The sequence below is a fragment of the Luteimonas colneyensis genome (assembly GCF_014836665.1).
Lineage (GTDB): Bacteria > Pseudomonadota > Gammaproteobacteria > Xanthomonadales > Xanthomonadaceae > Luteimonas > Luteimonas colneyensis.
In genome coordinates this window covers 77,819-101,577 of record NZ_JACSQJ010000008.1, presented here as the reverse complement: position 1 = coordinate 101,577, position 23,759 = coordinate 77,819, and the positions used below count along the sequence as shown (strand labels likewise).

At 71.0% G+C, this 23,759-nt stretch carries 23 protein-coding genes; 9 read left to right on the top strand and 14 right to left on the bottom strand.

Annotation, left to right across the window (positions count from 1 at the left end):
* Positions 1 to 61 precede the first annotated feature (61 nt).
* The 11 genes from H9645_RS12845 to H9645_RS12800 all read right to left on the bottom strand — a co-directional run bounded on the left by H9645_RS12845 (position 62) and on the right by H9645_RS12800 (position 11,168).
* Entirely contained in the window at positions 62 to 2,077 is a 2,016-nt protein-coding gene (locus tag H9645_RS12845) for a nitric oxide reductase activation protein NorD (RefSeq protein WP_191730074.1), read from the bottom strand.
* A 12-nt stretch (positions 2,078 to 2,089) separates the two neighbouring features.
* Positions 2,090 to 2,890, bottom strand: coding sequence for a CbbQ/NirQ/NorQ/GpvN family protein (locus tag H9645_RS12840; RefSeq protein ID WP_191730073.1), 801 nt, complete (start codon positions 2,888 to 2,890; stop codon positions 2,090 to 2,092).
* Positions 2,891 to 2,893: 3 nt separating this feature from the next.
* Positions 2,894 to 4,261, bottom strand: a complete 1,368-nt coding sequence (locus tag H9645_RS12835) for a cbb3-type cytochrome c oxidase subunit I (protein WP_191730072.1) — start codon at positions 4,259 to 4,261, stop codon at positions 2,894 to 2,896.
* A 39-nt stretch (positions 4,262 to 4,300) separates the two neighbouring features.
* Positions 4,301 to 5,143 carry a c-type cytochrome gene (locus H9645_RS12830; protein WP_191730071.1) on the bottom strand — a complete coding sequence of 281 codons (843 nt, stop codon included), beginning with the start codon at positions 5,141 to 5,143 and terminating at the stop codon, positions 4,301 to 4,303.
* Positions 5,144 to 5,153: 10 nt separating this feature from the next.
* Positions 5,154 to 5,279, bottom strand: coding sequence for a hypothetical protein (locus H9645_RS14310; RefSeq protein WP_255527401.1), 126 nt, complete (start codon positions 5,277 to 5,279; stop codon positions 5,154 to 5,156).
* Positions 5,280 to 5,381: 102 nt separating this feature from the next.
* On the bottom strand, positions 5,382 to 6,113 hold the full coding sequence (locus H9645_RS12825; RefSeq protein WP_191730070.1) for an ABC transporter ATP-binding protein: 732 nt from the start codon (positions 6,111 to 6,113) through the stop codon (positions 5,382 to 5,384).
* Entirely contained in the window at positions 6,106 to 7,305 is a 1,200-nt protein-coding gene (locus H9645_RS12820; RefSeq protein ID WP_318240546.1) for an ABC transporter permease, read from the bottom strand. The genes H9645_RS12825 and H9645_RS12820 overlap by 8 nt, the downstream gene beginning before the upstream one ends.
* Positions 7,306 to 7,308: 3 nt before the next feature.
* Complete coding sequence (locus tag H9645_RS12815; protein WP_191730069.1) at positions 7,309 to 8,556, bottom strand: efflux RND transporter periplasmic adaptor subunit; 1,248 nt, start codon at positions 8,554 to 8,556, stop codon at positions 7,309 to 7,311.
* Positions 8,557 to 8,632: 76 nt separating this feature from the next.
* The gene (locus H9645_RS12810; RefSeq protein ID WP_191730068.1) at positions 8,633 to 8,941 is read right to left on the bottom strand and encodes a BolA family protein; all 309 of its coding nucleotides are present in this window, start codon (positions 8,939 to 8,941) and stop codon (positions 8,633 to 8,635) included.
* Positions 8,938 to 10,194, bottom strand: coding sequence for an acetate/propionate family kinase (locus H9645_RS12805; protein WP_425490249.1), 1,257 nt, complete (start codon positions 10,192 to 10,194; stop codon positions 8,938 to 8,940). The genes H9645_RS12810 and H9645_RS12805 overlap by 4 nt, the downstream gene beginning before the upstream one ends.
* Positions 10,191 to 11,168: a bifunctional enoyl-CoA hydratase/phosphate acetyltransferase gene (locus H9645_RS12800; protein ID WP_191730067.1), complete on the bottom strand. Its 978-nt coding sequence runs from the start codon at positions 11,166 to 11,168 to the stop codon at positions 10,191 to 10,193. The genes H9645_RS12805 and H9645_RS12800 overlap by 4 nt, the downstream gene beginning before the upstream one ends.
* Positions 11,169 to 11,293: 125 nt before the next feature.
* On the opposite strand from H9645_RS12800, the gene gltS reads away from it, so the two are divergent.
* A complete protein-coding gene (gene gltS / locus H9645_RS12795) occupies positions 11,294 to 12,523 on the top strand; it encodes a sodium/glutamate symporter (protein WP_225218247.1) in 1,230 nt (409 codons plus the stop codon).
* 16 nt (positions 12,524 to 12,539) lie between these two features.
* On the opposite strand, the gene H9645_RS12790 is transcribed toward gltS, so the two are convergent.
* Positions 12,540 to 12,983, bottom strand: a complete 444-nt coding sequence (locus H9645_RS12790; RefSeq protein WP_191730066.1) for a helix-turn-helix transcriptional regulator — start codon at positions 12,981 to 12,983, stop codon at positions 12,540 to 12,542.
* Positions 12,984 to 13,174: 191 nt separating this feature from the next.
* Here H9645_RS12790 and H9645_RS12785 point away from each other — a divergent pair, with 191 nt between their 5' ends.
* Complete coding sequence (locus tag H9645_RS12785; protein WP_191730065.1) at positions 13,175 to 13,903, top strand: glycosyltransferase; 729 nt, start codon at positions 13,175 to 13,177, stop codon at positions 13,901 to 13,903.
* On the opposite strand, the gene H9645_RS12780 is transcribed toward H9645_RS12785, so the two are convergent.
* The gene (locus tag H9645_RS12780) at positions 13,881 to 14,060 is read right to left on the bottom strand and encodes a hypothetical protein (protein WP_191730064.1); all 180 of its coding nucleotides are present in this window, start codon (positions 14,058 to 14,060) and stop codon (positions 13,881 to 13,883) included. The two genes, H9645_RS12785 and H9645_RS12780, sit on opposite strands and share 23 nt — an antisense overlap.
* Before the next feature lie 134 nt (positions 14,061 to 14,194).
* Here H9645_RS12780 and acnD point away from each other — a divergent pair, with 134 nt between their 5' ends.
* The 4 genes from acnD to H9645_RS12760 all read left to right on the top strand — a co-directional run bounded on the left by acnD (position 14,195) and on the right by H9645_RS12760 (position 18,982).
* The gene (gene acnD / locus H9645_RS12775) at positions 14,195 to 16,849 is read left to right on the top strand and encodes a Fe/S-dependent 2-methylisocitrate dehydratase AcnD (RefSeq protein ID WP_425490248.1); all 2,655 of its coding nucleotides are present in this window, start codon (positions 14,195 to 14,197) and stop codon (positions 16,847 to 16,849) included.
* Positions 16,850 to 16,858: 9 nt separating this feature from the next.
* Positions 16,859 to 18,079 (top strand): 2-methylaconitate cis-trans isomerase PrpF, encoded by a 1,221-nt coding sequence (prpF, locus tag H9645_RS12770; protein ID WP_191730063.1) that lies wholly within the window; start codon positions 16,859 to 16,861, stop codon positions 18,077 to 18,079.
* Between the two features lie 5 nt (positions 18,080 to 18,084).
* On the top strand, positions 18,085 to 18,447 hold the full coding sequence (gene queD / locus H9645_RS12765; RefSeq protein ID WP_191730062.1) for a 6-carboxytetrahydropterin synthase QueD: 363 nt from the start codon (positions 18,085 to 18,087) through the stop codon (positions 18,445 to 18,447).
* 133 nt (positions 18,448 to 18,580) lie between these two features.
* Positions 18,581 to 18,982: a phasin family protein gene (locus H9645_RS12760; RefSeq protein WP_191730061.1), complete on the top strand. Its 402-nt coding sequence runs from the start codon at positions 18,581 to 18,583 to the stop codon at positions 18,980 to 18,982.
* A gap of 109 nt (positions 18,983 to 19,091) precedes the next feature.
* Here H9645_RS12760 and ubiT read toward each other — a convergent pair whose 3' ends face one another.
* Positions 19,092 to 19,985: a ubiquinone anaerobic biosynthesis accessory factor UbiT gene (gene ubiT, locus H9645_RS12755; protein WP_225218244.1), complete on the bottom strand. Its 894-nt coding sequence runs from the start codon at positions 19,983 to 19,985 to the stop codon at positions 19,092 to 19,094.
* A 192-nt stretch (positions 19,986 to 20,177) separates the two neighbouring features.
* On the opposite strand from ubiT, the gene H9645_RS12750 reads away from it, so the two are divergent.
* From H9645_RS12750 to H9645_RS12740, 3 genes are all read left to right on the top strand, one after another.
* The gene (locus H9645_RS12750) at positions 20,178 to 21,659 is read left to right on the top strand and encodes a UbiD family decarboxylase (RefSeq protein WP_191730060.1); all 1,482 of its coding nucleotides are present in this window, start codon (positions 20,178 to 20,180) and stop codon (positions 21,657 to 21,659) included.
* Between the two features lie 67 nt (positions 21,660 to 21,726).
* Positions 21,727 to 22,725: a ubiquinone anaerobic biosynthesis protein UbiU gene (ubiU, locus tag H9645_RS12745; protein WP_191730059.1), complete on the top strand. Its 999-nt coding sequence runs from the start codon at positions 21,727 to 21,729 to the stop codon at positions 22,723 to 22,725.
* Between the two features lie 25 nt (positions 22,726 to 22,750).
* Positions 22,751 to 23,638, top strand: coding sequence for a U32 family peptidase (locus tag H9645_RS12740; protein ID WP_191730058.1), 888 nt, complete (start codon positions 22,751 to 22,753; stop codon positions 23,636 to 23,638).
* Positions 23,639 to 23,759 lie beyond the last annotated feature (121 nt).

Genomic DNA, 23,759 nt, shown 5'->3' with positions numbered 1-23,759 from the left:
CCGCTGCCGTCCGGGCGTGCGCGTCGCGGCGAATGCCAGGCTTGTCGCCGCCCGGGCACCCTCACCGCGCCAGCAACCGCCGCGTCCAGTCCAGCAGCACCAGCGGCAGCCGCTCCGGCGCCGACAACACCGCATAGTTGTCCGGCCCGAACACCTTGGGCAGATACCCCGGTGCCTGCAGGTCCACCGTCAGGCAGAACGGGAAGATGCCCTGCAGCCGCGCTTCGGTCACCGACTGGCGCATGTCCTCGACGCCGAACCGGCCGTCGTAGCGGTCGGCGTCGTTGGGCTTGCCGTCGGAGAGCACCAGCAGCAGCCGGTGTTCGGCGGGCTGGCGCATCAGCAGTGTCGTGGCATGGCGGATGGCGGCGCCGGCGCGCGTGTAGCTCTCGGGCTCGAGGCCGGCGATGCGCAGCGCGACCTCGTGCCCGTAGGTTTCGTCGTAGTCCTTCAGCATGCGCACGGTGACGCCGTGCGGGCCCTGGCCGGAGAAGGCCATGACCGAGAACAGCTCGCCCAGGCCCTGCAGGGCGACGCAGACCAGCAGCAGGGCCTCGCGCTCGACGTCGATGACCCGGCGGCCGCCGCCGATGAAGCCATCGGTCGAGCCGCTGGCATCGACCAGCAGCGAAACGGCGATGCTGCGCCGGCCTGGCCGGCGCGCCTCGTACAGGCCATCGCGCAGGAAACCCCCGGCGCGCAGGTCCGCGCGGCCCTGGACGCAGGCATCGATGTCGATGTCGTCGCCATCGCCCTGGCGGCGCAGGCGCACGCGCTCGGGACGCAGGGCTTCGAACTGCCGGCGGATGCCGTCGAGATGCGAGCGGTGGCGGGCCAGCGTGGCATCGACCCAGGAGGCGCTTCCCGCCGCCGGCGGCATCAGGCGCACGGTGGTGCCCTGCTCGAGATAGGTGGCGCTGGCGTGGTCCCACTCGGGATAGCGGAAGCGGGTGCCGCCGGCTTCGGGGGCGTCGAACTCCATCCGCGCGCGGCTGGCGGGCGGATCGTCGGACAGCAGCACTTCGCGCGGCGGGTCGGGGGCGGCGACCATGCGCGTGGACGACAGCTCGGACAGCATGTCGCCGTATTCGTCGGCGCTGGTCTCGTCGTCGCGGTCCACCGGCCGCTGCAGTCCGAAGGGGTCCTCGGCCACTTCGTGCGGCGCATCCTGCTGGATCATCCACACGCCCGGCTCGCTTGCCTTGTCCTCGTCCTCGATGGCCTCGCGCGCTTCCGGGCGCCGTTCCATGCGGGCGCTGCGCACGGGCCCCGCGTCGGCATCGTCCGCGTGACCCATCGGCTTGCCGTCAATGGAGCGCGCGCTGCCGCCACCGCCACGCAACTCGCCCGTCCACCAGTCGCGGTAGAGGGGCATCGGACCGAGGCTGCGGGCGTCGGTGGGGTCGATGGCCCAGGCCTTTACCAGGCCCCGGGCACGCTGGATCACCTCTTCGACCGGCGCCGGGTCGCCGGGCTCGCCCTCGAGAATCTCCCTGGCGAGGCGCTCCAGCAGTTGCCTGGCCGGGGCGAAATCGGCCAGGGCCGGGCGAGCGGCCAGCGCCAGGCGCCGCAGCCGCCGCAGCGCCGGCAGCAGGCCGGGGAATCCGCGGGCGACGACCGCTTCCGCGGCCTGCGCTTCGAGCACCAGCGCGGTGTCGCGCAGCAGCGGCGTGTCGAGCTCGAGGATCGCCTGCACGCCACCGCGGCGCGCGCGGAAGGCCTGCTGCAGGGCCATCGCGCGATAGAGCGCGGAGGCCTCGGCTGCGTCGCAGGTGCCGACGTCACCGGGCAACCAGATCGTGGCGCCATCTGTTGCCGGCACGGCCTGGCGGTGGCGCGGATAGGCGCGGCGGTGGAACAGCCGGTGCAGCACGGTCGGGCGCGCCGGCGGCAGCGCCACGCGCATCGCAATGCTGCCGCCACAGGCCGCCGAAACCAGGAGGTCGAGCCGCCGCAGCAGCGAGGCCAGCGTGACCGGAGCGTCGGGCTCGCGGGCGTAATGCCGCCGCCAGGTGTCGCGGATGAAGACGGTGGCGTGCCGCGCGACATCGACGACCAGGTCTTCGGCTTCGGCCACGTCGACTACCGCCTAGGGGAACATCGCATCGACGAGTTCGCGCATCGCGCCGAGCAGGGTCGGGTCGTCGCTGAGCGGCGCGACCACGGCGGCGTTGCAGGCCTCGCGCAGGCCGATGCCACTGGCGATCAGGCGCCCGGCGGCGATGAGGAGCCGCGTACTCGGCACTTCCGCCAGTCCGCGGTCGCGCAGCGAGCGCAGTCGGCCAGCCAGCTCGACCAGCGCCATCGCCGTGCCGCCCTCCACGCCGCTTTCGTTGCTGACGATCGCGGCTTCCGCAGGTGCCTCCGGAAAGCCCAGTTCGATGGCGACGAAGCGCTGGCGCGTACTCGGCTTGAGGTCCTTGAGCATGCGCTGGTAGCCGGGGTTGTACGAGATCACCAGCTGGAAGCCCGGCGCCGCTTCCAGGGTTTCGCCGGTGCGATCGATCGGCAGGATGCGGCGGTAGTCGGTGAGCGGATGCAGGACGACGATGGTGTCCTGTCGCGCCTCGACCACTTCGTCGAGGTAGCAGATCGCGCCCTCGCGCACCGCCCGGGTCAGCGGGCCGTCCTGCCACACGGTGTCGTCGTGGCGGATCAGGAAGCGGCCGATCAGGTCGCTCGCGGTCAGGTCGTCGTGGCAGGACACGGTGATCAGCGGGCGCCCGAGGCGCCAGGCCATGTGCTCGACGAAGCGGGTCTTGCCGCAGCCGGTCGGGCCCTTGAGCATCACCGCCAATCCCCCGGCGTGACACTGCTCGACGATGCCGACCTCGTTGCCGGTGGGCAGGTAGTACGGGCCGGCACCGGCCGGCCCTGCATGCTCGAGCACCGGTCAGCGTTCCTGTGCGACCTGCAGCCCGGCGTCGCCATCGTCCGCGACCACGTCGAAGCGCGGCCGGTAGCGGAAGAAGTCGTAGATGAACATGGCCACGCCCGTGGCGAAGATCGTCGCGGTCAGGATCAGCATCAGGAAATGCACCTGGACCTTGAGCTGGGCATCCAGATAGCCCATGCCCATGATCCGCTCCAGGTACACCTGTGCGATGCCCGCGGTGCCGAAGGACAGCGTCATCCCGAACATGCCCGACACCTGCAGCCAGAATGCCCAGTAACCCAGCGGCGAATACCTGTCCTGCGGCCTGTTGGTCAGGCCCGGGAGCGCATAGGTGATCATCGCCATGACGATCATCGCGTAGGCGCCATAGAACGCCGAATGCGCATGCATCGCGGTGATCAGCGTGCCGTGCGTCCACTTGTTGACGCTGGGCCAGGTGTGCGCCAGGCCGAGCAGGCCGGCGCCGAACAGCGCGAAGATCGCGCTGCCGATGGTCCAGTGCAGGGCCAGCGAGTTGGGATGTTTCACCCCCCCGCGGCGCATCGCCGCATAGGCGTAGATCGCCATCGCGGCCAGCGCCAGCGGCTCCAGCGCGCTGAAGAAGCCGCCGATCGGCAGCCAGATATGCGGCACGCCCACCCAGTAGTAGTGATGCGCGGTGCCGAGGATGCCGGCGAAGAACACCAGGCCCACGATCACGTACAGCCACTTCTCCATCACCTCGCGATCGATGCCGGACAGGCGGATCAGCAGGTAGGCGAGGAAGCCGGCCATGATCATCATCCACACGCCCTCGACCCACAGGTGGATCGTCCACCAGCGGTAGAAGATGGAGACCGTGTAGTTCTCGTAGTGCAGCAGCGCCGGGATGTACAGGATCGCCGACAGCGCAAGCCCGCCCAGCAGCACGCCCTCGGTGGTCGTGAACCGCCCGGACTTCCTGATGGTCATGCCGATGTTGTAGAGGAACATCAGCATGCAGATGACGATGACGAGCTTGTGCGGCAGCGGCTGCTCGAGCAGCTTGTTGCCGGTGCCGTATCGGAACAGGTAGCCGATGACCGCGGTCACGCCCATCAGCGTCCAAAGTCCCAGCTGCCAGTAGGCCAGCTTCGTGCTGTGCAGCTCGGTGCGCGACTCGTCCGGCACCATCCAGTAGGTCGCGCCCATGAAGCCCGTCAGCACCCACACGATCAGCAGGTTGGTGTGGATCGTCTTGGTGACGTCGAACGGCAGGATGTACAGGAGCGGGTCCGGGCCCAGGTACTTTGCGGCCGACAGCAGCCCGAACACGATCTGCAGCCCGAACAGCACCATCGCCACCGCGAAGTACCAGTAGGCCACTGATTGGGACTTGTAACGCATGGATGATCTCCCGGTGCCGGCGCAGGACGCCCGCCAGTCTTATTTCATCGATCCAAGGAAGGCCACGAGCTGGTCGACCTGCTCCGCGGTCAGGCTTTCCGCGTAGGTGTTGGGCATGAACGAGGTGCCCTCCGCCGAGAACATGGCGCCCGGCACCAGGTGTGCGCTCGGGTTGACGATCGACTCGCGGATGTAGCCCTCGACGTCGGTCGCGCTGCCGGTGTAGTCCGTGGAGGCGATCGTCTGCGCCGCGCGCTCGGCCATGCCGGCCATCGACGGGCCGGCCAGCTGCACGCCGGGTTGCAGCGAGTGGCAGGCGGTGCAGACGGGCACCGCCGTGCCGAACAGGTTCTCGCCGATGGCGCGCGGATCACTGTCGGCGCGCACGGGCCTGACCGCACGGGCTTCCGCGGCCCCGGCCTCGGTGCCCTGCGCCGCGACGACCGCGGCTCCGCCGGACACCAGGATCGGCCGCGGCGGCCAGCCCTGGTTGTCGACCTTCGACACCCAGTCGAGGAACTTGACCAGGTTCTCGATCTCGACCTCGCTGAGGTTCTGCGTCGGCATCAGCCGACGGTGGCGCTGCTCGTCGTAGAACTGCGACGGGTCGCGCATGTAGGCCTTGAGGTAGGCTTCGCCGCGGTGCTGCGCGATCTTGGTCAGGTCGGGCGCGTAGTAGGCACCCTCGCCGAACAGGGTGTGGCAGTTGATGCAGTTGTACTTGTGCCAGACATCCTTGCCGTGGGTGACTTCCGGCGTGATGTCTTGCGCGTTGGTCAGCTCGCCGAAGCGCGCATGGCTGTACCAGGTCAGGCCGAGGAATGCCACGGCGGCGAGGCCTGTTGCGACGATGGCGAAGATCCGGGACTGCCGCTTGTTCATGTGACCTTCCTCAGACGGCGATCGAGGGCCAGTAGGAAATCGCGGTATAGGCCGCGTAGACCACGGCGACCGCCATCAGCAGAAGGACGAACGATCCCACCCAGCGTACGGCTGTCATCAGGCTTGTCGCGTTCATTCGATGCTCCCCGGAAGGCTTTCAGGCTGTTCCGCCGCCAGAACACTGTGTCATCCCTCCTCCGCGCGTGCAAACCGTGACCTCTGCACGCAGGGGCCTGGATCAGGTTGCCGATCCCGCCCCGCCCCGTGCGTCGTTGCGCTCGTCGGACACCACGTCGCCGTCGACCAGGGTGATGGTGCGGTCGCAGCTCGCCGACAGCCGCGGATCGTGGGTCACCACCAGCACGGCGCAGCCGAACTGTTCGTTGAACCGGCGCAGCAGGGCGAACACTTCGGCCGCTGTCTTGGTGTCCAGGTTGCCGGTGGGCTCGTCGGCCAGCAGCAGCGACGGCTTCGTGACCAGCGCGCGCGCGATCGCCACGCGCTGCTGCTGGCCCCCGGACAGCTGGTCCGGGCGCCGGTCGGTGAACGCCTCCAGCCCGACCTCGGCCAGCAAGCCGCGCGCGGTGTCGAGGATCTCCGGCGTCGGTCGGCCGTTCGCCACCATCCACGGCATGAGCACGTTCTCGAGCGCGGTGAACGCGCCGATCAGGTGGTGGAACTGGAAGACGAACCCGATGTGCCGGCCACGCAGCGCCGTGCGGCCTTCGTCATCCATCGCGCGGGTGGGCGTGCCGCGCAGGTGCAGCTCGCCGGCGGTGGGCGAATCCAGCAGCCCGATCAGGTTGAGCAGGGTGCTCTTGCCCGACCCCGACGGTCCGACCAGCGCCGCGAAGTCGGCGCGGTCCAGGCGCAGGTCGATGCCATGCAGCACCTCGACTTCGTTGGGCCGGCCGATGTTGTAGGACTTGCGCAGCCCGTCGAGGCGCAGGACTTCGTCCGTCTCAGCCACGGATCGCCTCCACCGGATCGAGGCGCGAGGCGCGCGACGCCGGCACCAGCGCCGCACCGACGCCCGACAGCGTGGCCAGCGCCATCGCCGCCGGCACCAGCGCCGGCGGCATCGGGATCTCGAACAGCCCGGGGCCCAGGTTGTTGAAGGCCCACACCAGGCCCCAGCCGGCCAGCGCGCCCAGCAGCGCACCGGCCAGGCCCAGCACCGCGCCCTGGATCAGGAAGACCAGCAGCATCTGCCGGCGCCGGGTGCCCATCGCGCGCAGGATGCCGATCTCGCGCGTGCGCTGCGCCACGCTCACCGCGAGCACGCTGGCGATGCCCAGCGCCACCGACAGCGCGACGAACACGCTGATCATCCGCGTGGACATGCTTTGCGAGGTCAGCGCGTTCATCAGCTGCGCGTTGCTGTCCATCCAGCTCTCGGCCTTCAGGCCGGTGAGGCCGGCCACGCGCGCGGCGACCCGGTCGGCGCCGAACAGGTCCTGCACGGTCATGTCGATCACGGTCACGCCCCCCGGCAGGGCGAGCAGCGACTGCGCCTGCTTCAGGTCGAGGTAGACATAGCGGGCGTCGAGCTCGCGCACGCCGAGCTCGAAGATGCCGGCGACGTTGACGATCGCTTCGCGTCCCTCGCCCGCGTCCAGCCGCAGCTTGCCGCCCAGGCGCAGGCCGAGGTCCTCGGCCAGCTTGCTGCCGACCACCGCGTTGCTCGAGCCAACCTCCAGCCGACCTTCGACGATGTGCTCGTCGAGCGGGATCACGCGCAGGTAGCGCGGTATGTCCACGCCGACCAGCGCGACCGATTCCGCCGCGCTGCCGCGGCGCCCGAAGGCCGGTCCCGAGACGACCGGCGACACGGCGGCCACGCCCGGCAGGCGGTCGAGCACGTCGCGCACCTGCAGCCAGTTGTCGATGGGCCGCAGCGCCTGCGGACGCGGGTCCTCGAGCACCAGCTGCAGGGTTCCGACCGGTACGGGCGCGATGCGGTTGGCCTCGCGCGGCGCCTCCACGCGGACGTGCGCCTGCGTGCCCAGCGTGCGGTCGATGATGTTGGCCTGCAGGCCGGCGATCAGCGCGGTGACGAAGACGATCACCGAGACGCCCACGGCGATCCCGAACAGGATCAGCAGAGTCTGCGCACGTCCATGGCGCAGGAATCGCATCGCGATGGTGGACTCGATCCACACGGCTCAGTCGAACTGGACCGGCAGCTCGCCGCGGGTGTCGCTGCCGGAGGCCGCCGGCATGGGCTGGCTGTCGACGCGCGCCCGACTGCCGTCGGCGGGGATCGCGGCGGGCTCCAGCGCGCCGGCGGCCAGCAGCTGGTCCCCGGCCGCCACGCCGTCGACCACTTCGCTGGCCCCGAGCCCGCGCAGCCCGAGGCGCACGGGAACGCGCTCGACGCGGCCGCCACGCACCCGCAACACCTCCGCGCGATCGGACCCGTCGCTGCTGCCGATGAGCGCGTCGTCGGGGACGACCACGGCCTGCTCGCGGCGCCCGGTGAGGATGGTGGCGGTCACGGTCATGTCGGCCCGCACGAAGTCGACGCCGGGTTCGATGCGCAGGCGCACGTCGACGGTGCCGCGCGCCGGATCGATGCCGGGCGCGACGTGGTGCACGGTGGCCTGGAAGGGCCGGTCGGGGAAGGCGTCGGCGATGCAGGTCGCGGACTGGCCGACCTCGAGCCGGGCCAGGTTCTTCTCGTCCAGCGGCAGCAGGATCTCGCCCGGTGCATCGCGCGCGATCTCGAGCATGACGTCGCCGGGGGTCACCGTGTCGCCGGGCTCGACGTTGCGCACCAGCACGGTGCCCGGGACGGTGGCGCGGACCACCGCGCGTGCCAGTTCCGCCTCCGCCGCCTGCAGGCGTTCGCGCGCCTGGACCTCAAGGGCGCCGCCACCGGCCAGCGCATCGAGCGCCACCCGCGCCTGGCGCTCGGCCGCGCGCGCGGCGACGTCGGCCTGGGCGGCCTGCTCCACGCTTTCGCGCGACACCAGCTGCTCGCGGCCCAGGTCGCGTCGGCGCGCGAGTTCGCGCTCGGCCTGGGCGCGGCTGGCGCGCGCCTGCGCGAGCCGCGCCTCGGCATCGGGGCGCTCGGCCTGGCGCAGCGCGTCGAGGGCGGCGCGCGCCTCGTCGCGGCGGGCCTCGAGGTCGCGTGCGCGCAGCACCACCAGCACGTCGCCCTCCTCGACCCGGTCGCCTTCCATCACCCGGCGTTCGAGCACCAGGCCGGCGATCTCGGCGCCCACCTGGACCCGCGACAGCGACGCGGCGCGGCCGGTGGCGACGACGTGCTGCACCATCGGCCCCGACTGCAGCACGTAGCCCGGCAGCACCGGCCCGCGCCAACGCGCCACGCCCCAGGCCAGCAGGGCAAGGACCACCAGGAGGCCCACTGCGAGTGCCCACGTCCGCCGTCCGCCGCGCATGGCCATCGATCGATCCATCGGGAAAGACCGCATGGTGGCCCGGCAGCCGCCATCGCGGCAACGCAGGCACCCGCGCCGTGGTTCAGGCCGGGTCGTGCCTGCTGCCGCCCCGGCAGCGCGGCGAGTCCGGTGCGGCGCCCTGCGCGGCCCATTCGGCGGCGGTGTAGGTGTGCAGCGCCAGGGCGTGGATCTCGCCCATCAGCGGACCCATCGCGGCATACACCGCCTGGTGCCGGCGCACCGGCGAGCGGCCCTGGAAGGCTTCGCTTGCGATGACGGCCTTGTAGTGCGTCTCCAGGCCGCGGCTGTGCATGTGGCTTTCGTCCAGCACCTCGAGGTGGCTGGGCGCCAGCGCGCCGAGCGCGGCATGGATGCGGTCGAGCTTGCTCATGCCGGCATTATCGCCGATCGCGCCTGCAGGGCCGCGACCCACTCCTCGTTGGTCGGCTCGACGCCGACCCGTACGCGGCTGCCGGCGGTCGAGACCACCGCGGCATGCGCGGCGTTGGCGTCGTCGTCCAGCTCCAGTCCTAGGAAGGCCAGGTCCCGGCACACGCGCTCGCGGATGAAGGCGTTGTGCTCGCCGACGCCGGCGGTGAACACCAGCAGGTCCAGCCCGCCCAGCACCGCGGCCAGCGCGCCGATCTCGCGCACGATGCGGCGCACGTACAGGGCCAGCGCGATGCGTGCGCGTTCGCCGGTTTCGCCCTGGTCGTCTTCGTGGCGGACGATCACCCGCGGCTCCGGCGAGAGGCCGGACACGCCCAGCAGGCCCGAGCGGTGGTAGAGCAGTTGCCCGACTTCGTCCAGCGCCAGCTTCTCGATCTCCATCAGGTAGAGCAGCGCGCCGGGATCGAGCGCGCCGGTGCGCGTGCCCATCATCAGGCCGTCCAGCGCCGAGAAGCCCATGGTCGTGGCGACGCTGCGCAGGTCCTGCATCGCGCACAGGCTGGCCCCGCTGCCCAGGTGCGCGACCACGGTCCGCCCGCGGGCGATGGCGCCGTGCCGTTCGGGCAGCACCGTGGCCATGTAGGCGTAGGACAGGCCGTGGAAGCCGTAGCGCCGCAGGCCGCGCTCCCAGGCGTCGTAGGGCAGCGGCAGGATCTGCTCGACCTTGGGCAGGGTGTGGTGGAAGCCGGTGTCGAAGCAGGCCACCTGCGGCAGGCGCGGGTATTCGCGCAGCAGGATGGCCACGGCCTCCAGTGCGAAAGGCTGGTGCAGCGGCGCCAGCGGAATGTAGCCGCGCAGGTCGTCGAGCACCCCCGCGTCCACGCGCACGGGCTCGAAGTACCGGCTGCCGCCGTGCACCACGCGGTGCGCGACCACGCCCACGCGCCGCCCGGCCAGCCGCGCGAGGATGCGGTCGCGGATCAGGGCCAAGGCGGCGTGGTAGGGCTCGCCGGCATCGAGGGCGATGGCGAAGGGCGCCACGCCGCTCTCGCCGAAGTCGGCGGCCGGGCCGCCGATCCCCTGCACCTTGCCGTTCCACAGCGGCTTGCGCGGCAGCGGATCAACGCCGCTGTCATAGACCGCGAACTTGATGCTGGACGAGCCGCAGTTGAGCACCACCACCAGGTCGGCGCCGGACGACGCCACGGCCGGAGCCGGCGGCAGGGATGGGACCGCTTCGGTGTCGATGCTCACGGCGGACTCAGGCGGTAGTGGTGGGCGAGCATCAGCGCGATCGCGCACGAGGCCATGCGCGAGTCGCGCGGGTCGGCGCGGCTGGTCAGGACCACCGGCACCCGTGCGCCCAGCACGATGCCCGCGCTGGCCGCCTGGCCCATGAAGATCAGCTGCTTGGCCAGCATGTTTCCGCTCTCCAGATCGGGCACCACCAGGATGTCCGCCCGCCCGGCAACCGGCGAGAAGATGCCCTTGGTCTCGGCCGCCTCCATCGACACCGCGTTGTCGAACGCCAGCGGTCCGTCGAGCACGCCGCCGGTGATCTGGCCACGATCGGCCATCTTGCACAGCGCGGCGGCATCGAGGGTGGCCTGCATCGACGGGTTCACCGTCTCCACCGCCGCCAGGATCGCCACTTTGGGCCGGTCGATGCCAAGCACATGGGCGAGATCGATCGCGTTCTGCACGATGTCGGCCTTCTGCATCAGGCCGGGCGCGAGGTTGACCGCCGCGTCGGTGACGAGGAACGGGCGCGGATAGTGCGGCGTCTGGATCACGAAGCAGTGGCTGACGCGCCGCTTGGTGCGCAGCCCCGATGCGGAAGCGACGACCGCCGACATCAGCTCGTCGGTATGCAGGCTGCCCTTGATCAGGATCTCGACCTCGCCCTCGCGGGCCAGCTCCACCGCGCGCATTGCCGCGGCGTGGCTGTGCGGCACGTCCTCGACCGGCAGGCCTGAAATATCGACGCCGGCTTCCGCGGCTGCCGCCTCGAGGCGGCCACGCGGCGCCACGAGCACCGGCTGCACCAGCCCCTCGTCGCGGACGTCCAGCGCCGCGCGGATGCTCAGCGCGTCGCAGGGATGGACGATCGCCGCACGGACCGGCTCGAGTGCGGCCTGGCGGACATGGGCGAGCAGACGCGCGAGGCCATCGTTGCCGTTCGCGTCCGTGCCGTGGATGGCGGGGTTCGTCCGGGATCCTGCGCTCATCGCTGTTCCTGCTGCCGGCGGCCGCACAGTGTCGCGGCAAGCGCGATCCGGGACAATGGCGGCGGGTCGCGCAGCGCCCCTGCGTTATCGTGGCTGCTCGCCCACCACGCTCGCCCGGACGCGCCATGCCCTACGCCAACGTCGATGGCATGCTCACCTTCGACGCCTTCAGCAGCCTGACCCTCGCGATCCTGCTGCTGTTCACCGGAAAGGGCCTGGCCGCGCGCATCGGCGTGCTGCGCCGCTACGGCATCCCGGACCCGGTGGTCGGCGGCGTCCTGTGCGCGGGCGTGGTCTGCGTCCTTTACTACGTCGCCGGCGTCCGGGTCGAATTCGGGCTGGAAATGCGCGACATCCTGCTGCTGTATTTCTTCGGCGCGCTGGGCCTCAACTCCGACCTGCGCTCGCTTGCCTCGGGCGGCCGTGCGCTGCTCATCCTCGGCGTGCTGGCGACGGCCTACATCCTGCTCCAGAACGGCCTGGGCATGGCGCTGGCCGCACTGTTCGGCATGGATCCGCGCGCCGGCCTGATGGCGGGCTCCATCTCGCTGACCGGAGGCGTCGGCACCACGGTGGCCTGGACGCCGCATTTCACCGCGACCCTCGGGATCGCCGAGGCCGGAGAGCTCGGCCTGGCGTCGAACATGGTGGGCATGATCGCGGCCTGTGTGATCGGAGGGCCGATCGCCGGCGCACTGATCCGCCGCCACCCGATCATGCCGTCCGCCGATGCCAGCCTCGAGGTCGGGCGGCTGTACGGCGACGAGACGCGCACGACGCTCGACTATCACGGGGTGCTGCTGGCCCTGTTCTGGCTCAACGTCGCGTTGATGCTCGGCCAGGTGCTTGGCGGAATGATCCGCAGCGCCGGCCTCATGCTGCCCGACTTCGTCGGCTGCCTGCTCGGCGGGATCGTGCTGCGGGCGGCCGGCGACCTGCTGGCGCCCGAGGGCGGACGGATGTGGCGCTTCGGGGACATGCGGCCCGGCATCGCCCTGGTCTCGGACATGTGCCTGGGCCTGTTCCTGACCATGGCGCTGATGGGCCTGCAGCTGTGGATGCTGCAGCCCATGCTCGGCTTCATCGCGGTGTCGATGGCGCTGCAGGTGGCGATGGCGGTGGCCTTCACCGTGTTCGTGGTCTTCCGCGCGATGGGCCGCGACTACGAGGCGGCGGTGATCGCCTCGGGCTTCGGCGGCATCGCCCTGGGGTCCACCGCGACCGCGGTCGCGAACATGACGGCGGTGGCGCGCGAATACGGCGCGGCACCGAAGGCCTTCCTGGTCGTGCCGCTGGTCTGCGGGTTCGTGATCGACCTGGTCAACGCGCTGGTGATCGGGCTGGCTGCGCGTTGAGCGTTACGTGGGGGTCCTATTCCCCGGCCGCGGCCTCGAGCCGCTTCGCCGCTTCACGCTTGCCCATGCCGCGAAGCTCCGCCAGCGCCTGCACCTGCGCCGCGCGCGGCGCGGTCTTGCCGGCTTCCCAGTTGTAGATCGACTGCGCGCTGACGCCCGCCAGACGGCCGTACTCCGCCGCCGAAATGCCCAGTTTTTCGCGATGCGACTTGAGGCCCTTGGCCTGGAAACGCACGCGCGGGGCTTCGTCCCCGGCCGCCGTGGCCCCGCCGCGCTCCGCCCGTGGCGCGCGCAAACCCGATTTCAGCTGTTTCGACAGTGCCGCGACCTCGCGCTTCAGCGCTGCGATATCACGCCGGTAACCGGCATTGGCCTTGCGCAGCGGATCCAGCTGGGTTCTGGTTTCCTTGCGCGCAAGGCGGGCGATTTCGGACTTGAGGACGGTTGCGAGATTGGCCACCGGCGATGACTCCATGAAGCAGCGGGGGAATAATGGCCCAGTCTAGGGTTTGAATACGTCCGGCGTCGAACACGGATATCCCGGATTATCTCCGGACGGGCTTGCCGATCGATTGCCGCCCTCACGCGATCGCCCCTGCCCGGCGCGGCAGACTGCGGCATCACGCCGACACGATGGCCCGCGGAGCAACCGTGCTTTCGATCATCATCCCCGCCCACGACGAAGCGCCGGTGATCGGCGCCACCCTCGACGCCGTCATCGCCGCCACGCGCGGGAACCACGCCGGCGTCGAGGTGATCGTCGTCGACGACGCCTCGACCGACGCCACCGCGGCGATCGCAGAGGCCCGCGGGGCGCGCGTGGTCCGGGTGGGGGTGCGGCACATCGCCGGCGCGCGCAACGCCGGCGCCGCGGCCGCCAGCGGTGACCGGCTGCTGTTCGTGGACGCCGATACGCTGGTCAGCCGGGACGTCGTGGCCGCCGCGATGCGCGCGCTCGACGCGGGCGCGGTGGGCGGCGGCACGGCGGTGCGCTTCATGCGCCCGCTGCCGCTGCACGTGCGCGTGCTCGAGTCGGCCTCGATCGTCGCGTTCCGCATCTTCGGCGTCACCCCGGGCTGCTTCATCTTCTGCACCCGCGCGGCGTTCACCGCCGCCGGCGGCTTCGACGAAGGCCTGTACGTCGCCGAGGACGTCGCGCTCGGGCGCGCGCTGGCGAGGCAGGGACGCGTGGCGATCCTGCGCGAACCGGTCGTCACCTCGGCGCGGAAACTGCGGACCTATTCCCTGGGCGAGAAGCTGCGTTTCAGTCTGCGCTTCATGCTGTCGCCGCGGCGGTCCGCGCGCAGCCGCGACGCCCTGCCGCTGTGGTACGGCCCGAGGCGGCACGAAAAGCCGGTCAGGACACCTTCTCGAGAATGATCAACAGCGCCGCGGCGAAGGTCATCAGGGCGAAGAGCACCCCGCCCCAGCCGTTCACGGCCGACGCCGGTCGCCGCAGCCCGAAACGCAGGATGCCCACCACCAGGGATGGCAGCAGCAGCACGACCGCCAACAGCAACCAGCTGACTTCCGCCACGGTGATCTCCTTCACACCGGGCCGGGGCGGCCCGCGCCTCCAGACTCGCCGATCCGCGCCGTGCGGGTGTTGATCCAGGTCAGGCCGGCCCGCGGCGATACAATGGCGCCACCCACGCCAGCGTCCGCATCCCCATGACCAACAGCACGCTCCCCTTGAGCACGCACCGCAAGCCGCTTCCCGGAACCACGCTCGACTGGTTCGACGCCCGCGAGCCAGTGGAAGTCCTGCGCCCGGGCGCCTGGGCGGGCCTGCCCTACACGGCGCGCGTGCACGCGGAAAACATCGTCCGCCGCGCCGACCCGGCCCGCGTCGACGACTACCTTCTGCAGCTGATCGAGCGCCGCCGCGACCTCGACTTTCCCTGGTTCCCCGCGCGCGTGGTCTGCCACGACATCCTCGGGCAGACCGCGCTGGTCGACCTGGCCGGGCTGCGCGATGCGATCGCCGATGCCGGTGGCGACCCGGCGCAGGTGAACCCGGTGGTGCCGGTGCAGCTGATCGTCGACCATTCGCTGGCGGTGGAATGCGGCGGCTTCGATCCCGATGCCTTCACCCGCAACCGCGAGATCGAGGACCGGCGCAACGCCGACCGCTTCCACTTCATCGACTGGACGAAGCAGGCTTTCCGCAACGTCGACGTGATCCCGCCCGGCAACGGGATCATGCATCAGATCAACCTGGAGAAGATGTCGCCGGTGGTGTACGTGCAGGACGGCGTGGCGTTTCCGGATACCTGCGTCGGCACCGACAGCCATACCCCGCACGTGGACGCGCTGGGCGTGATCGCGATCGGCGTCGGCGGGTTGGAGGCCGAGAACGTGATGCTCGGCCGCGCCTCGTGGATGCGCACGCCGGAGATGGTGGCGGTGGAGCTGGCCGGCCGCCCGCAGCCCGGCATCACCGCCACCGACGTGGTGCTGGCGCTGACCGAGTTCCTGCGCCAGCAGAAGGTGGTCGGTGCCTACCTCGAGTTCCGCGGCGAAGGCGCCTCCGCGCTGACCATCGGCGACCGCGCCACGATTTCCAACATGGCGCCGGAATACGGCGCCACCGCGGCGATGTTCTTCATCGACGACAACACGCTCGACTACCTGCGCCTCACCGGCCGCACCGACGAGCAGGTGGCGCTGGTGGAGACCTATGCCAAGGCCGCGGGCCTGTGGGCCACCGACCTGGTCGACGCGCAGTACGAGCGCACGCTGCACTTCGACCTGTCCAGCGTGGTGCGCAACATGGCCGGGCCGTCCAACCCGCATCGCCGCTTGCCGACCAGCGCGCTCGAGGAACGCGGCATCGCCGGCGACCTGGCCGCCGCGCGCGCGCAGGAGGCCGAGGGCCTGCTGCCCGACGGCGCGGTGATCATCGCCGCGATCACCAGCTGCACCAACACCTCGAATCCGCGCAACGTGATCGCAGCCGCGCTCCTTGCGCGCAACGCCAATGCGCGCGGCCTGACGCGCAAGCCCTGGGTCAAGACCTCGCTGGCACCGGGCTCGCGCGCGGTGCAGCTGTACCTGGAAGAGGCGAAGCTGCTGCCCGAACTGGAGCAACTCGGCTTCGGCATCGTCGGCTTCGCCTGCACCACCTGCAACGGCATGTCGGGCGCGCTCGACCCTGCGATCCAGCAGGAGGTCATCGACCGCGACCTGTACGCGGTGGCCGTGCTGTCGGGCAACCGCAACTTCGACGGCCGCATCCACCCCTATGCGAAGCAGGCCTTCCTGGCCTCGCCACCGCTGGTGATCGCCTATGCCATCGCCGGCACGGTGCGCTTCGACATCGAGAAGGACGTGCTGGGCCATGACGCCGACGGCCATCCGGTCACGCTCAAGGATATCTGGCCCAGCGACGAGGAGATCGACGCGGTGGTCAAGGCCAGCGTCAAGCCGGAGCAGTTCCGCAAGGTGTACGAACCGATGTTCCGCCTGCACCTGGACACCGGCGAGCAGGTCAGCCCGCTGTACGACTGGCGCCCGATGTCGACCTACATCCGCCGCCCGCCCTACTGGGAGGGCGCGCTGGCCGGCGAACGCACGTTGACCGGCATGCGCCCGCTGGCGGTGCTGGGCGACAACATCACCACCGACCACCTCTCGCCGTCGAACGCGATCATGGCCTCGAGCGCCGCCGGCGAATATCTGGCGAAGATGGGCGTACCGGAGGAGGACTTCAATTCCTATGCCACCCATCGCGGCGACCATCTGACCGCACAGCGCGCGACCTTCGCCAACCCGAAGCTGCTCAATGAGATGGTGCGCAACGCCGACGGCAGCGTGCGCCAGGGCTCGCTCGCGCGCATCGAGCCGGAAGGCCAGGTCACGCGCATGTGGGAAGCCATCGAGACTTACATGGAGCGCAAGCAGCCGCTGGTGATCATCGCCGGCGCCGACTACGGCCAGGGCTCGAGCCGCGACTGGGCGGCCAAGGGCGTGCGCCTGGCGGGCGTGGAAGCGATCGTGGCCGAAGGTTTCGAGCGCATCCATCGCACCAACCTGGTCGGCATGGGCGTGCTGCCGCTGGAGTTCCAGCCGGGCACCACGCGGGTGACGCTCGGCATCGACGGCAGCGAAGCCTTCGACGTGGTCGGCACGCCCGCGCCCGGCGCGACCCTGACGCTGTCGATCACCCGCCGCGACGGCTCCAGCGTCGAGGTCCCGGTGACCTGCCGCCTGGATTCGGACGAGGACGTGCAGGTCTACGAGGCCGGCGGCGTGCTGCAGCGGTTTGCGCAGGATTTCCTGGCCCGGAACGCCAACGACGGCGACGCATCGCGCGCCACAGCCTGAGCAGAAGCCATGACGCAATCCACCACGCTCCACGCAGTGCAGCTCCCGGCTCCCCAGCTGCGCATTCCCGCCACCTACATGCGCGGCGGCACCTCCAAGGGCGTGTTCTTCCGCCTCGAAGACCTGCCCGAAGCCGCGCGCGCGCCCGGCCCGGCGCGCGACGCGCTGCTGATGCGCGTCATCGGCTCGCCCGATCCCTACGGCAAGCACACCGACGGCATGGGCGGCGCGACGTCGTCGACCAGCAAGTGCGTGATCATTTCGAAGTCCACGCGGCCGGACCACGACGTCGACTACCTCTACGGCCAGGTGTCGATCGACAGCGCCTTCGTCGACTGGTCGGGCAACTGCGGCAACCTCAGCACCGCGGTCGGGCCGTTCGCGATCGCCAGCGGCTTCATCGACCCCGCGCGGCTGCCGGAGAGCGGCTCGTTCGCGGTGCGCGTCTGGCAGGCCAACATCGGCAAGACCATCGTGGTGCACGTGCCGGTGACCAACGGCGAGGTGCAGGAAACCGGCGACTTCGAACTCGACGGCGTGACCTTCCCCGCCGCCGAGATCGTGCTCGAGTTCATGGACCCGTCCGACGACGATGGCGACGGCGGCGCGATGTTCCCCACCGGGAACCTGGTCGACGGGCTGGAAGTGCCGGGCCTCGGCACGCTGCCGGCAACGATGATCGCGGCCGGCATCCCGACCGTGTTCGTCAACGCGTCCGACATCGGCTACGACGGCACCGAGCTGCAGCCGGCGATCAACGAGGACAGGGCGGCGCTCGCCACGCTTGAGGCGATCCGCGTGGCCGGCGCGCTGCGCATGGGCCTGATCCAGGCCCCGGAAGAAGCCGCCAGCCGCCAGCACACGCCCAAGGTCGCCTTCGTGGCCCCGCCGAAGGACTACGTCGCCTCCAGCGGCAAGGCCATCGCCGCCGGCGACATCGACCTCAACGTGCGCGCGCTGTCGATGGGCAAGCTGCACCACGCCATGATGGGCACCTGCGCGGTGGCCATCGGCACCGCCGCGGCGATCCCGGGCACGCTGGTGAACCTGGCCGCGGGCGGCGGGACGCGGGATGCCGTGCGCTTCGGCCATCCCTCGGGCACGCTGCGCGTGGGCGCGGAGGCGGCCGAAGTCGACGGCCGCTGGACCGCCACCAAGGCGATCATGAGCCGCAGCGCGCGCGTACTGATGGAAGGCGCGGTCCGCGTGCCTGCCGACATCGGGGAGTGAGCGCCATGGACATCTTCAAGGTCTTCACCATCGAGTCCGCGCACCGCCTGCCGAACGTGCCGGAAGGCCACAAATGCTCGCGCCTGCACGGCCATTCCTTCCGCATCGAGCTGCACGTCTCCGGCGAACCCGGGGCCGACACCGGCTGGGTGATGGACTTCGCCGACATCAAGGCCGCGTTCAGGCCGCTGTACGAGCAGCTCGACCACCATTACCTCAACGACATCCCGGGGCTGGAGAACCCGACCAGCGAGCGGCTGGCCGCATGGATCTGGGAGCGGCTGCGGCCGGCGCTGCCGCAGCTGTCCGAGGTCGTGGTGCACGAGACCTGCACCTCGGGCTGCCGCTACCGCGGCCCGTCCGCGTAGGCGCTCCCGCAGATACGCGCAGGCCAGCGCGGGCTGAACGAACCGACGAGCGGTTGTTGCACCGCAACATGCGCCGGGTTATGCTGCACCGCACAAACCGGCAATCCCTGCCGGACATCAGCAGGAGCCCGCCATGTACCAGAACATCAACGAGCAGTTCGCGACCACCGCGCGCCAGTTCGCCGACACCGCCGCCCAGGTCAACCGCCTGGCCCTGTCGAGTGCCGAGAAGGCCTTCGGCCTGCAGCTGTCGACCATCGAGCAGAACACCAACGCCGCGTTCGCCTTCTGGGGCGAGCTGGCCGAGGTCCGCGACATCGATGGCCTGAAGGCCGTGTGGCCGAAGGGCGTGCAGACCGCCCGCGAGAGCATCGAGCGCTCGGTCAGCGCCGGCCAGGAAGCCTTCGGCCAGACCGTGGCCACCGGCGAAGCCATCGCCCGCATCGCCAAGGGCCAGGTCGAGGCCGCCCAGGCCAAGGCCGAGGAAGCCGTGCAGACCGCCACCCGCGCGACCGCCGGCAAGCCCCGCAAGTAAGCACCGTCTCTCCCCAAGGGGTTCCGGCAGCGGAACCCGGCGCCAAGCGATCCTCTCCCCGCGCGGCGCCACCTCCCAGACCCGGCAGCCCTGTGGCTGCCGGGTTTTTTCATGCCCGTGCGCTGCGCGCGGCGCGCGCCAGGCGTGCCCCCCGGTTGAGGCCGATGCGCAGCGCCAGCGGTACCGACTCCCAGGGCAGGCGATCGAGCGTGTTGCGCGCGGTCAGGCCGAGCTCGACGTCGCCGGTCAGCACCAGGCGGCGCTGGAAGAACAGCGTGTCGGCGTCCTCGAGCCGGCTTGCGAGCAGCAGCAGGTCGGTCGCGGTGCCGCGCACGCTGGCCTCGGGCGCCGCGTCGCCGGCCTGCAGGCGGCCGTCGCGCAGCTCCACCACCCAGTGCAGGTCGAGGTCGGTGACGTCGATACCCAGGCGGCGGCCTTCCATGAAGGCGAGGCTGCCGTCGGCCACCGGCGCGGCCAGGACCGCGGCCATGGCGCGCTCGAGCAGGCGCTGCTGCAGCCGCGGCGACAGCGCACGCAGCAGCGGCGCCCAGCGCCGCGGCGGGGGCACCAGGCGCAGGAGGGTGTTGGTGGCCTGTGGGGGAAGGGGCGTGCTGTGCATGGCGTGGCGGCTTCCGGTGGGTGGTGCGTGTGCGGCGACGGGCGGGACGGCGGCGATGGGCTGGACGGTTGCGGCTGTGGGACCGGCGGCGATGGCCGGTTCCCGATCGAGGCCTTGGGCGCGGCGTGCATCGGCGATAGCCAGCGTGACCAGCGCTTCGGCGGTCGAGGCCGGGAGGCCAATGCGGTGGGCGAGCGCGTCGACGCGGCGGCGCACGCGGACTTCGCGCTCCGGATCGGCCAGCGGGCGTCCGGCGCGGGCCTTGCAGCGCCCCGCGCGCACGGCGAAGCGCGCGCGGGCGCCGAGCAGCAGCACCAGCGCGTGGTCGATGCCGCCGATCGCCAGGCGCATGCGCGCCAGCGAAGCGTCCGCCGCAATGTCCAAGCCGTCGCGCCCTCCCCGGTTCCAGGCCGCCAGCAGACCACCGTCGCGGGCGCGGCGTCGCTGACCTGGATCAACCGCGGGCAACCCGGCGCAACGCACCCCGGTCGACGCACGCGCTTGACCGGGATCAGGGCGCGCCACGGCCCCGGGGCGCGACCCTGTCGCCCTCCACACATGACCCGGGGAACCTGCTTGGCCTTCCACGACCTGCGCTCCTTCCTGTCGCGGCTGGAGCGCGACGGCCAGCTGCGGCGCGTCGCCGCGCCCGTCGACCCGGTGCTGGAATCCACGGCGCTGTGCCTGCGCGCCCTGCGCGAAGGCGGCCCGGCGCTGCTGATGGAGCAGGCGGTCGGCGCGCAGCACCCTCTGCTCGGCAACCTGTTCGGCCACCGCGCACGCATCGAGGCAGCCCTGGCCGGGCGCCCGCTGGCCTCGCTTCGCGAGCTGGGCGAGCTGCTGGCCGCGATCAAGGAGCCGCGCTGGCCCTCGAGCCTGAAGCAGGCGCTCTCGACCTGGCCCGAGCTGGCGCAGCTGGCCCTGGTCGCACCGCAGGCGGTGCGCGAGGCGGACTTCAACGACGAGGTGCTGGAAGGCGGCGACATCGACCTGGCGCGCCTGCCGATCCAGCACTGCTGGCCCGGCGACGCCGGCCGGCTCGTCACCCTCGGCCTGGTGGTCACCCGCGGCACGCGCAAGCCGCGGCAGAACATCGGCATCTACCGCATGCAGGTGATCGGCCGCGACCGCGTGATCATGCGCTGGCTGCCGCACCGCGGCGGCGCGCTCGACTTCGCCGACTGGTGCGCCGACCGCCCGGGCGAACCCTTCCCGGTGGTGGTGGCGATCGGCGTCGACCCCGCGACCACGCTGGCCGCGGTGGCACCGGTGCCCGACACCCTGTCGGAATACAAATTCGCCGGCCTGCTGCGCGGCCATCGCACGCGCACCTGGCGCAGCGAGCGCACCGGCCTGGACGCGCCCGCCGGCAGCGAGATCCTGATCGAAGGCGTGATCCATCCCGGCGAGACCGCGCTCGAAGGCCCCTTCGGCGACCACACCGGCTACTACAACGCCGCCGCGCACTTCCCCGTGCTGCGCATCGAACGCATGCGCCTGCGTCGCGACGCGATCTACCAGGGCAGCTACATGGGGCGCGCGCCCTTCGACGAACCCTCGGTGCTGGCGATGGCGCTCAACGACATCTTCGTGCCGATCCTGCGCAAGATCTTCCCGGAGATCGTCGACTTCCACCTGCCGCCGGAGGCCTGCTCCTACCGCATCGCCGTGGTCTCGATCCGCAAGCAATACCCGGGGCATGCGCGCCGGATCATGATGGCGGTCTGGTCCTACCTGCGGCAGTTCACCTATACCAAGTTCGTGATCGTCACCGACGACGACATCGACGTGCGCGACTGGGCGCAGGTGGTGTGGGCGATGTCGACGCGCGTGGATCCGGCGCGCGACACCATGCTGGTGGAGAACACGCCGATCGACTACCTGGACTTCGCCAGCCCCGTTGCGGGCGTGGGCTCGAAGCTCGGCATCGACGCCACCAACAAGCTGCCCGGCGAGACCAGCCGCGAGTGGAGCCGGCCGATCGTGCCGGACCGCGACGTCGAGCGGCGGGTGGACGTGCTGTGGAGCGGAGTGATGGCCGAGTCGGCGTCGACCTGATCCAGGTCAAGGACGCTGGCGCAACGCGGCGGCGACGATGCCGCATTCATCGCCCTGGAGCCCCCGCATGCAACTGGTCTGTCCCGCCGGCAATCTGCCGTCCCTGCAGGCGGCGGTCGACGCCGGCGCGAACGCCGTCTATGCCGGCCTGCGCGACCAGACCAACGCCCGCGCCTTCCCGGGGCTCAACTTCAGCAACGACGAATTGGCCGCCGGCATCCGCTACGCGCACGCCAGGGGCGTGAAGGTCTACCTCGCGCTCAACACCTATCCCGACAGCGCGCGCGTGGCGCAATGGGAGGCCGCGGTCGACACCGCCGCGGGACTCGGCTGCGACGCGATCATCGCCGCCGAGATGTCGGTGCTCGACTACGCCGCGCGCAGGCATCCGCAGCTGCCGCGCCACCTGTCCGTGCAGGGCTCGGCGACCACCGCGCCGGCGCTGCAATACGCCTTCGAGCGCTTCGGCATCAGCCGCGCGGTGCTGCCGCGGGTGCTCTCGATCCAGCAGGTGGAGCGCCTGTGCGAGCGCGCGCCGGTGGCGATCGAGGTCTTCGCCTTCGGCAGCCTGTGCATCATGGTCGAGGGTCGCTGCCAGCTCTCGAGCTACGTCACCGGCGCCTCGCCCAACCGCCACGGCGTGTGTTCACCGGCGAAGTTCGTTCGCTGGGACGAGTTCGACGACGGCAGCCGCACCGCGCGCCTCAACAACGTGCTGATCGACCGTTTCCAGCCCGCCGAGCCGGCCGGCTATCCGACCGTGTGCAAGGGCCGCTTCGACGTCGGCGGCGAGATCTTCCACGCGCTGGAGGAACCGACCAGCCTCAACACGCTCGAACTGCTGCCGCGGCTGGCGCAGGCCGGCGTCGCCGCGCTGAAGATCGAGGGCCGCCAGCGCGGCGCCGCTTACGTGGCCTCGGTCACCCGCACCTGGCGTGCGGCCATCGACCGCCTTCGCGCCGATCCCGCCGCGTGGACGCTGCAGGAACGCTGGCAGTCCGAATTGTCCGCGCACGCCGAAGGCCACCAGACCACGCTCGGCCCCTACCACCGCGCCTGGCACTGAGCCGGACATCGAAAGGAACCACCGCATGAAGCTGAGCCTCGGCCCGCTGCAGTACTTCTGGCCGCGCGAGCGCAGCCTGGCCTTCTACCGCGACGTGGCCGGCTGGCCGGTCGACGTCGTCTACCTGGGCGAGACCGTGTGCAGCAAGCGCCGCGAGCTGCGCACCGTCGACTGGCTGGCACTGGCCGAGGAGATGGCGGCCGCCGGCAAGGACGTGGTGCTGTCGAGCCTGGCGCTGGTCGAGGCCGAATCCGAGCTGGGCGTGCTGCAGCGCCAGGTCGACCACGGCCGCTTCTGGCTGGAGGCGAACGACGTGTCCGCGGTGCAGCTCTGCCGCCGCACCGGCCTGCCCTTCGTCGCCGGCCCCTCGCTCAGCGTCTACAACCACCGCGCGCTGGCGATGCTGGTCGAGGACGGCCTGCGCCGCTGGGTGCCGGGCGTCGAGCAGGGCCGGCAGCTGATCGAGGAGCTGCGCGAGGGCATGCAGGCCGACGGCCATGCGATGCCGGAGCTGGAAGTGATCGCCTGGGGCCGCCTGCCGCTGTCGTTCTCGGCGCGCTGTTTCACCGCGCGCGCGCTCGACGTGGCGAAGGACCAGTGCGGCTTCCGCTGCATCGACTACCCCGACGGCATGCCTCTGGCCACGCGCGAGGGCCGGCCCTTCCTGCGCATCAACGGCATCCAGGTGCAGGGCGAGGAAACCACCGATCTCGGTCCCGAGCTGCCATCGCTGGCGGCGCTGGGCGTCGACCTGCTGCGCATCTACCCGCAGGCCGAAGGCACGCGGGAGATCGTCGAACGCTTCGACGCCGCGCGCGACGCGTCCACCGCGCTGCCGCTGGTGGGTGCGCGCAACGGCTACTGGCACGGCGAAGCCGGGATGACGCTGGCAGGGCACGGCGCCGGCGGCTGACACTGCGTCCAGGGGCCGACAGAGCGAAAGGCGTCTACCACGGATGACGCGGATTACGCGGATTTACGCGGATCTGGCCGAGGCGGGATTGAAGCGGGGCATGGCTGGAGATGCTTCTGCT

Bases quoted from the DNA above. Each gene is read 5' to 3' on its own strand.
- gltS (WP_225218247.1), top strand. From the start codon at position 11,294: ATGCCCTACGCCAACGTCGATGGCATGCTCACCTTCGACGCCTTCAGC.
- H9645_RS12815 (WP_191730069.1), bottom strand. From the start codon at position 8,556: ATGGCCATGCGCGGCGGACGGCGGACGTGGGCACTCGCAGTGGGCCTC.
- H9645_RS12800 (WP_191730067.1), bottom strand. From the start codon at position 11,168: ATGAGCGCAGGATCCCGGACGAACCCCGCCATCCACGGCACGGACGCG.
- prpF (WP_191730063.1), top strand. From the start codon at position 16,859: ATGACGCAATCCACCACGCTCCACGCAGTGCAGCTCCCGGCTCCCCAG.
- H9645_RS12760 (WP_191730061.1), top strand. From the start codon at position 18,581: ATGTACCAGAACATCAACGAGCAGTTCGCGACCACCGCGCGCCAGTTC.
- H9645_RS12810 (WP_191730068.1), bottom strand. From the start codon at position 8,941: ATGAGCAAGCTCGACCGCATCCATGCCGCGCTCGGCGCGCTGGCGCCC.
- acnD (WP_425490248.1), top strand. From the start codon at position 14,195: ATGACCAACAGCACGCTCCCCTTGAGCACGCACCGCAAGCCGCTTCCC.
- H9645_RS14310 (WP_255527401.1), bottom strand. From the start codon at position 5,279: ATGAACGCGACAAGCCTGATGACAGCCGTACGCTGGGTGGGATCGTTC.
- H9645_RS12740 (WP_191730058.1), top strand. From the start codon at position 22,751: ATGAAGCTGAGCCTCGGCCCGCTGCAGTACTTCTGGCCGCGCGAGCGC.
- queD (WP_191730062.1), top strand. From the start codon at position 18,085: ATGGACATCTTCAAGGTCTTCACCATCGAGTCCGCGCACCGCCTGCCG.
- H9645_RS12830 (WP_191730071.1), bottom strand. From the start codon at position 5,143: ATGAACAAGCGGCAGTCCCGGATCTTCGCCATCGTCGCAACAGGCCTC.
- ubiU (WP_191730059.1), top strand. From the start codon at position 21,727: ATGCAACTGGTCTGTCCCGCCGGCAATCTGCCGTCCCTGCAGGCGGCG.
- H9645_RS12835 (WP_191730072.1), bottom strand. From the start codon at position 4,261: ATGCGTTACAAGTCCCAATCAGTGGCCTACTGGTACTTCGCGGTGGCG.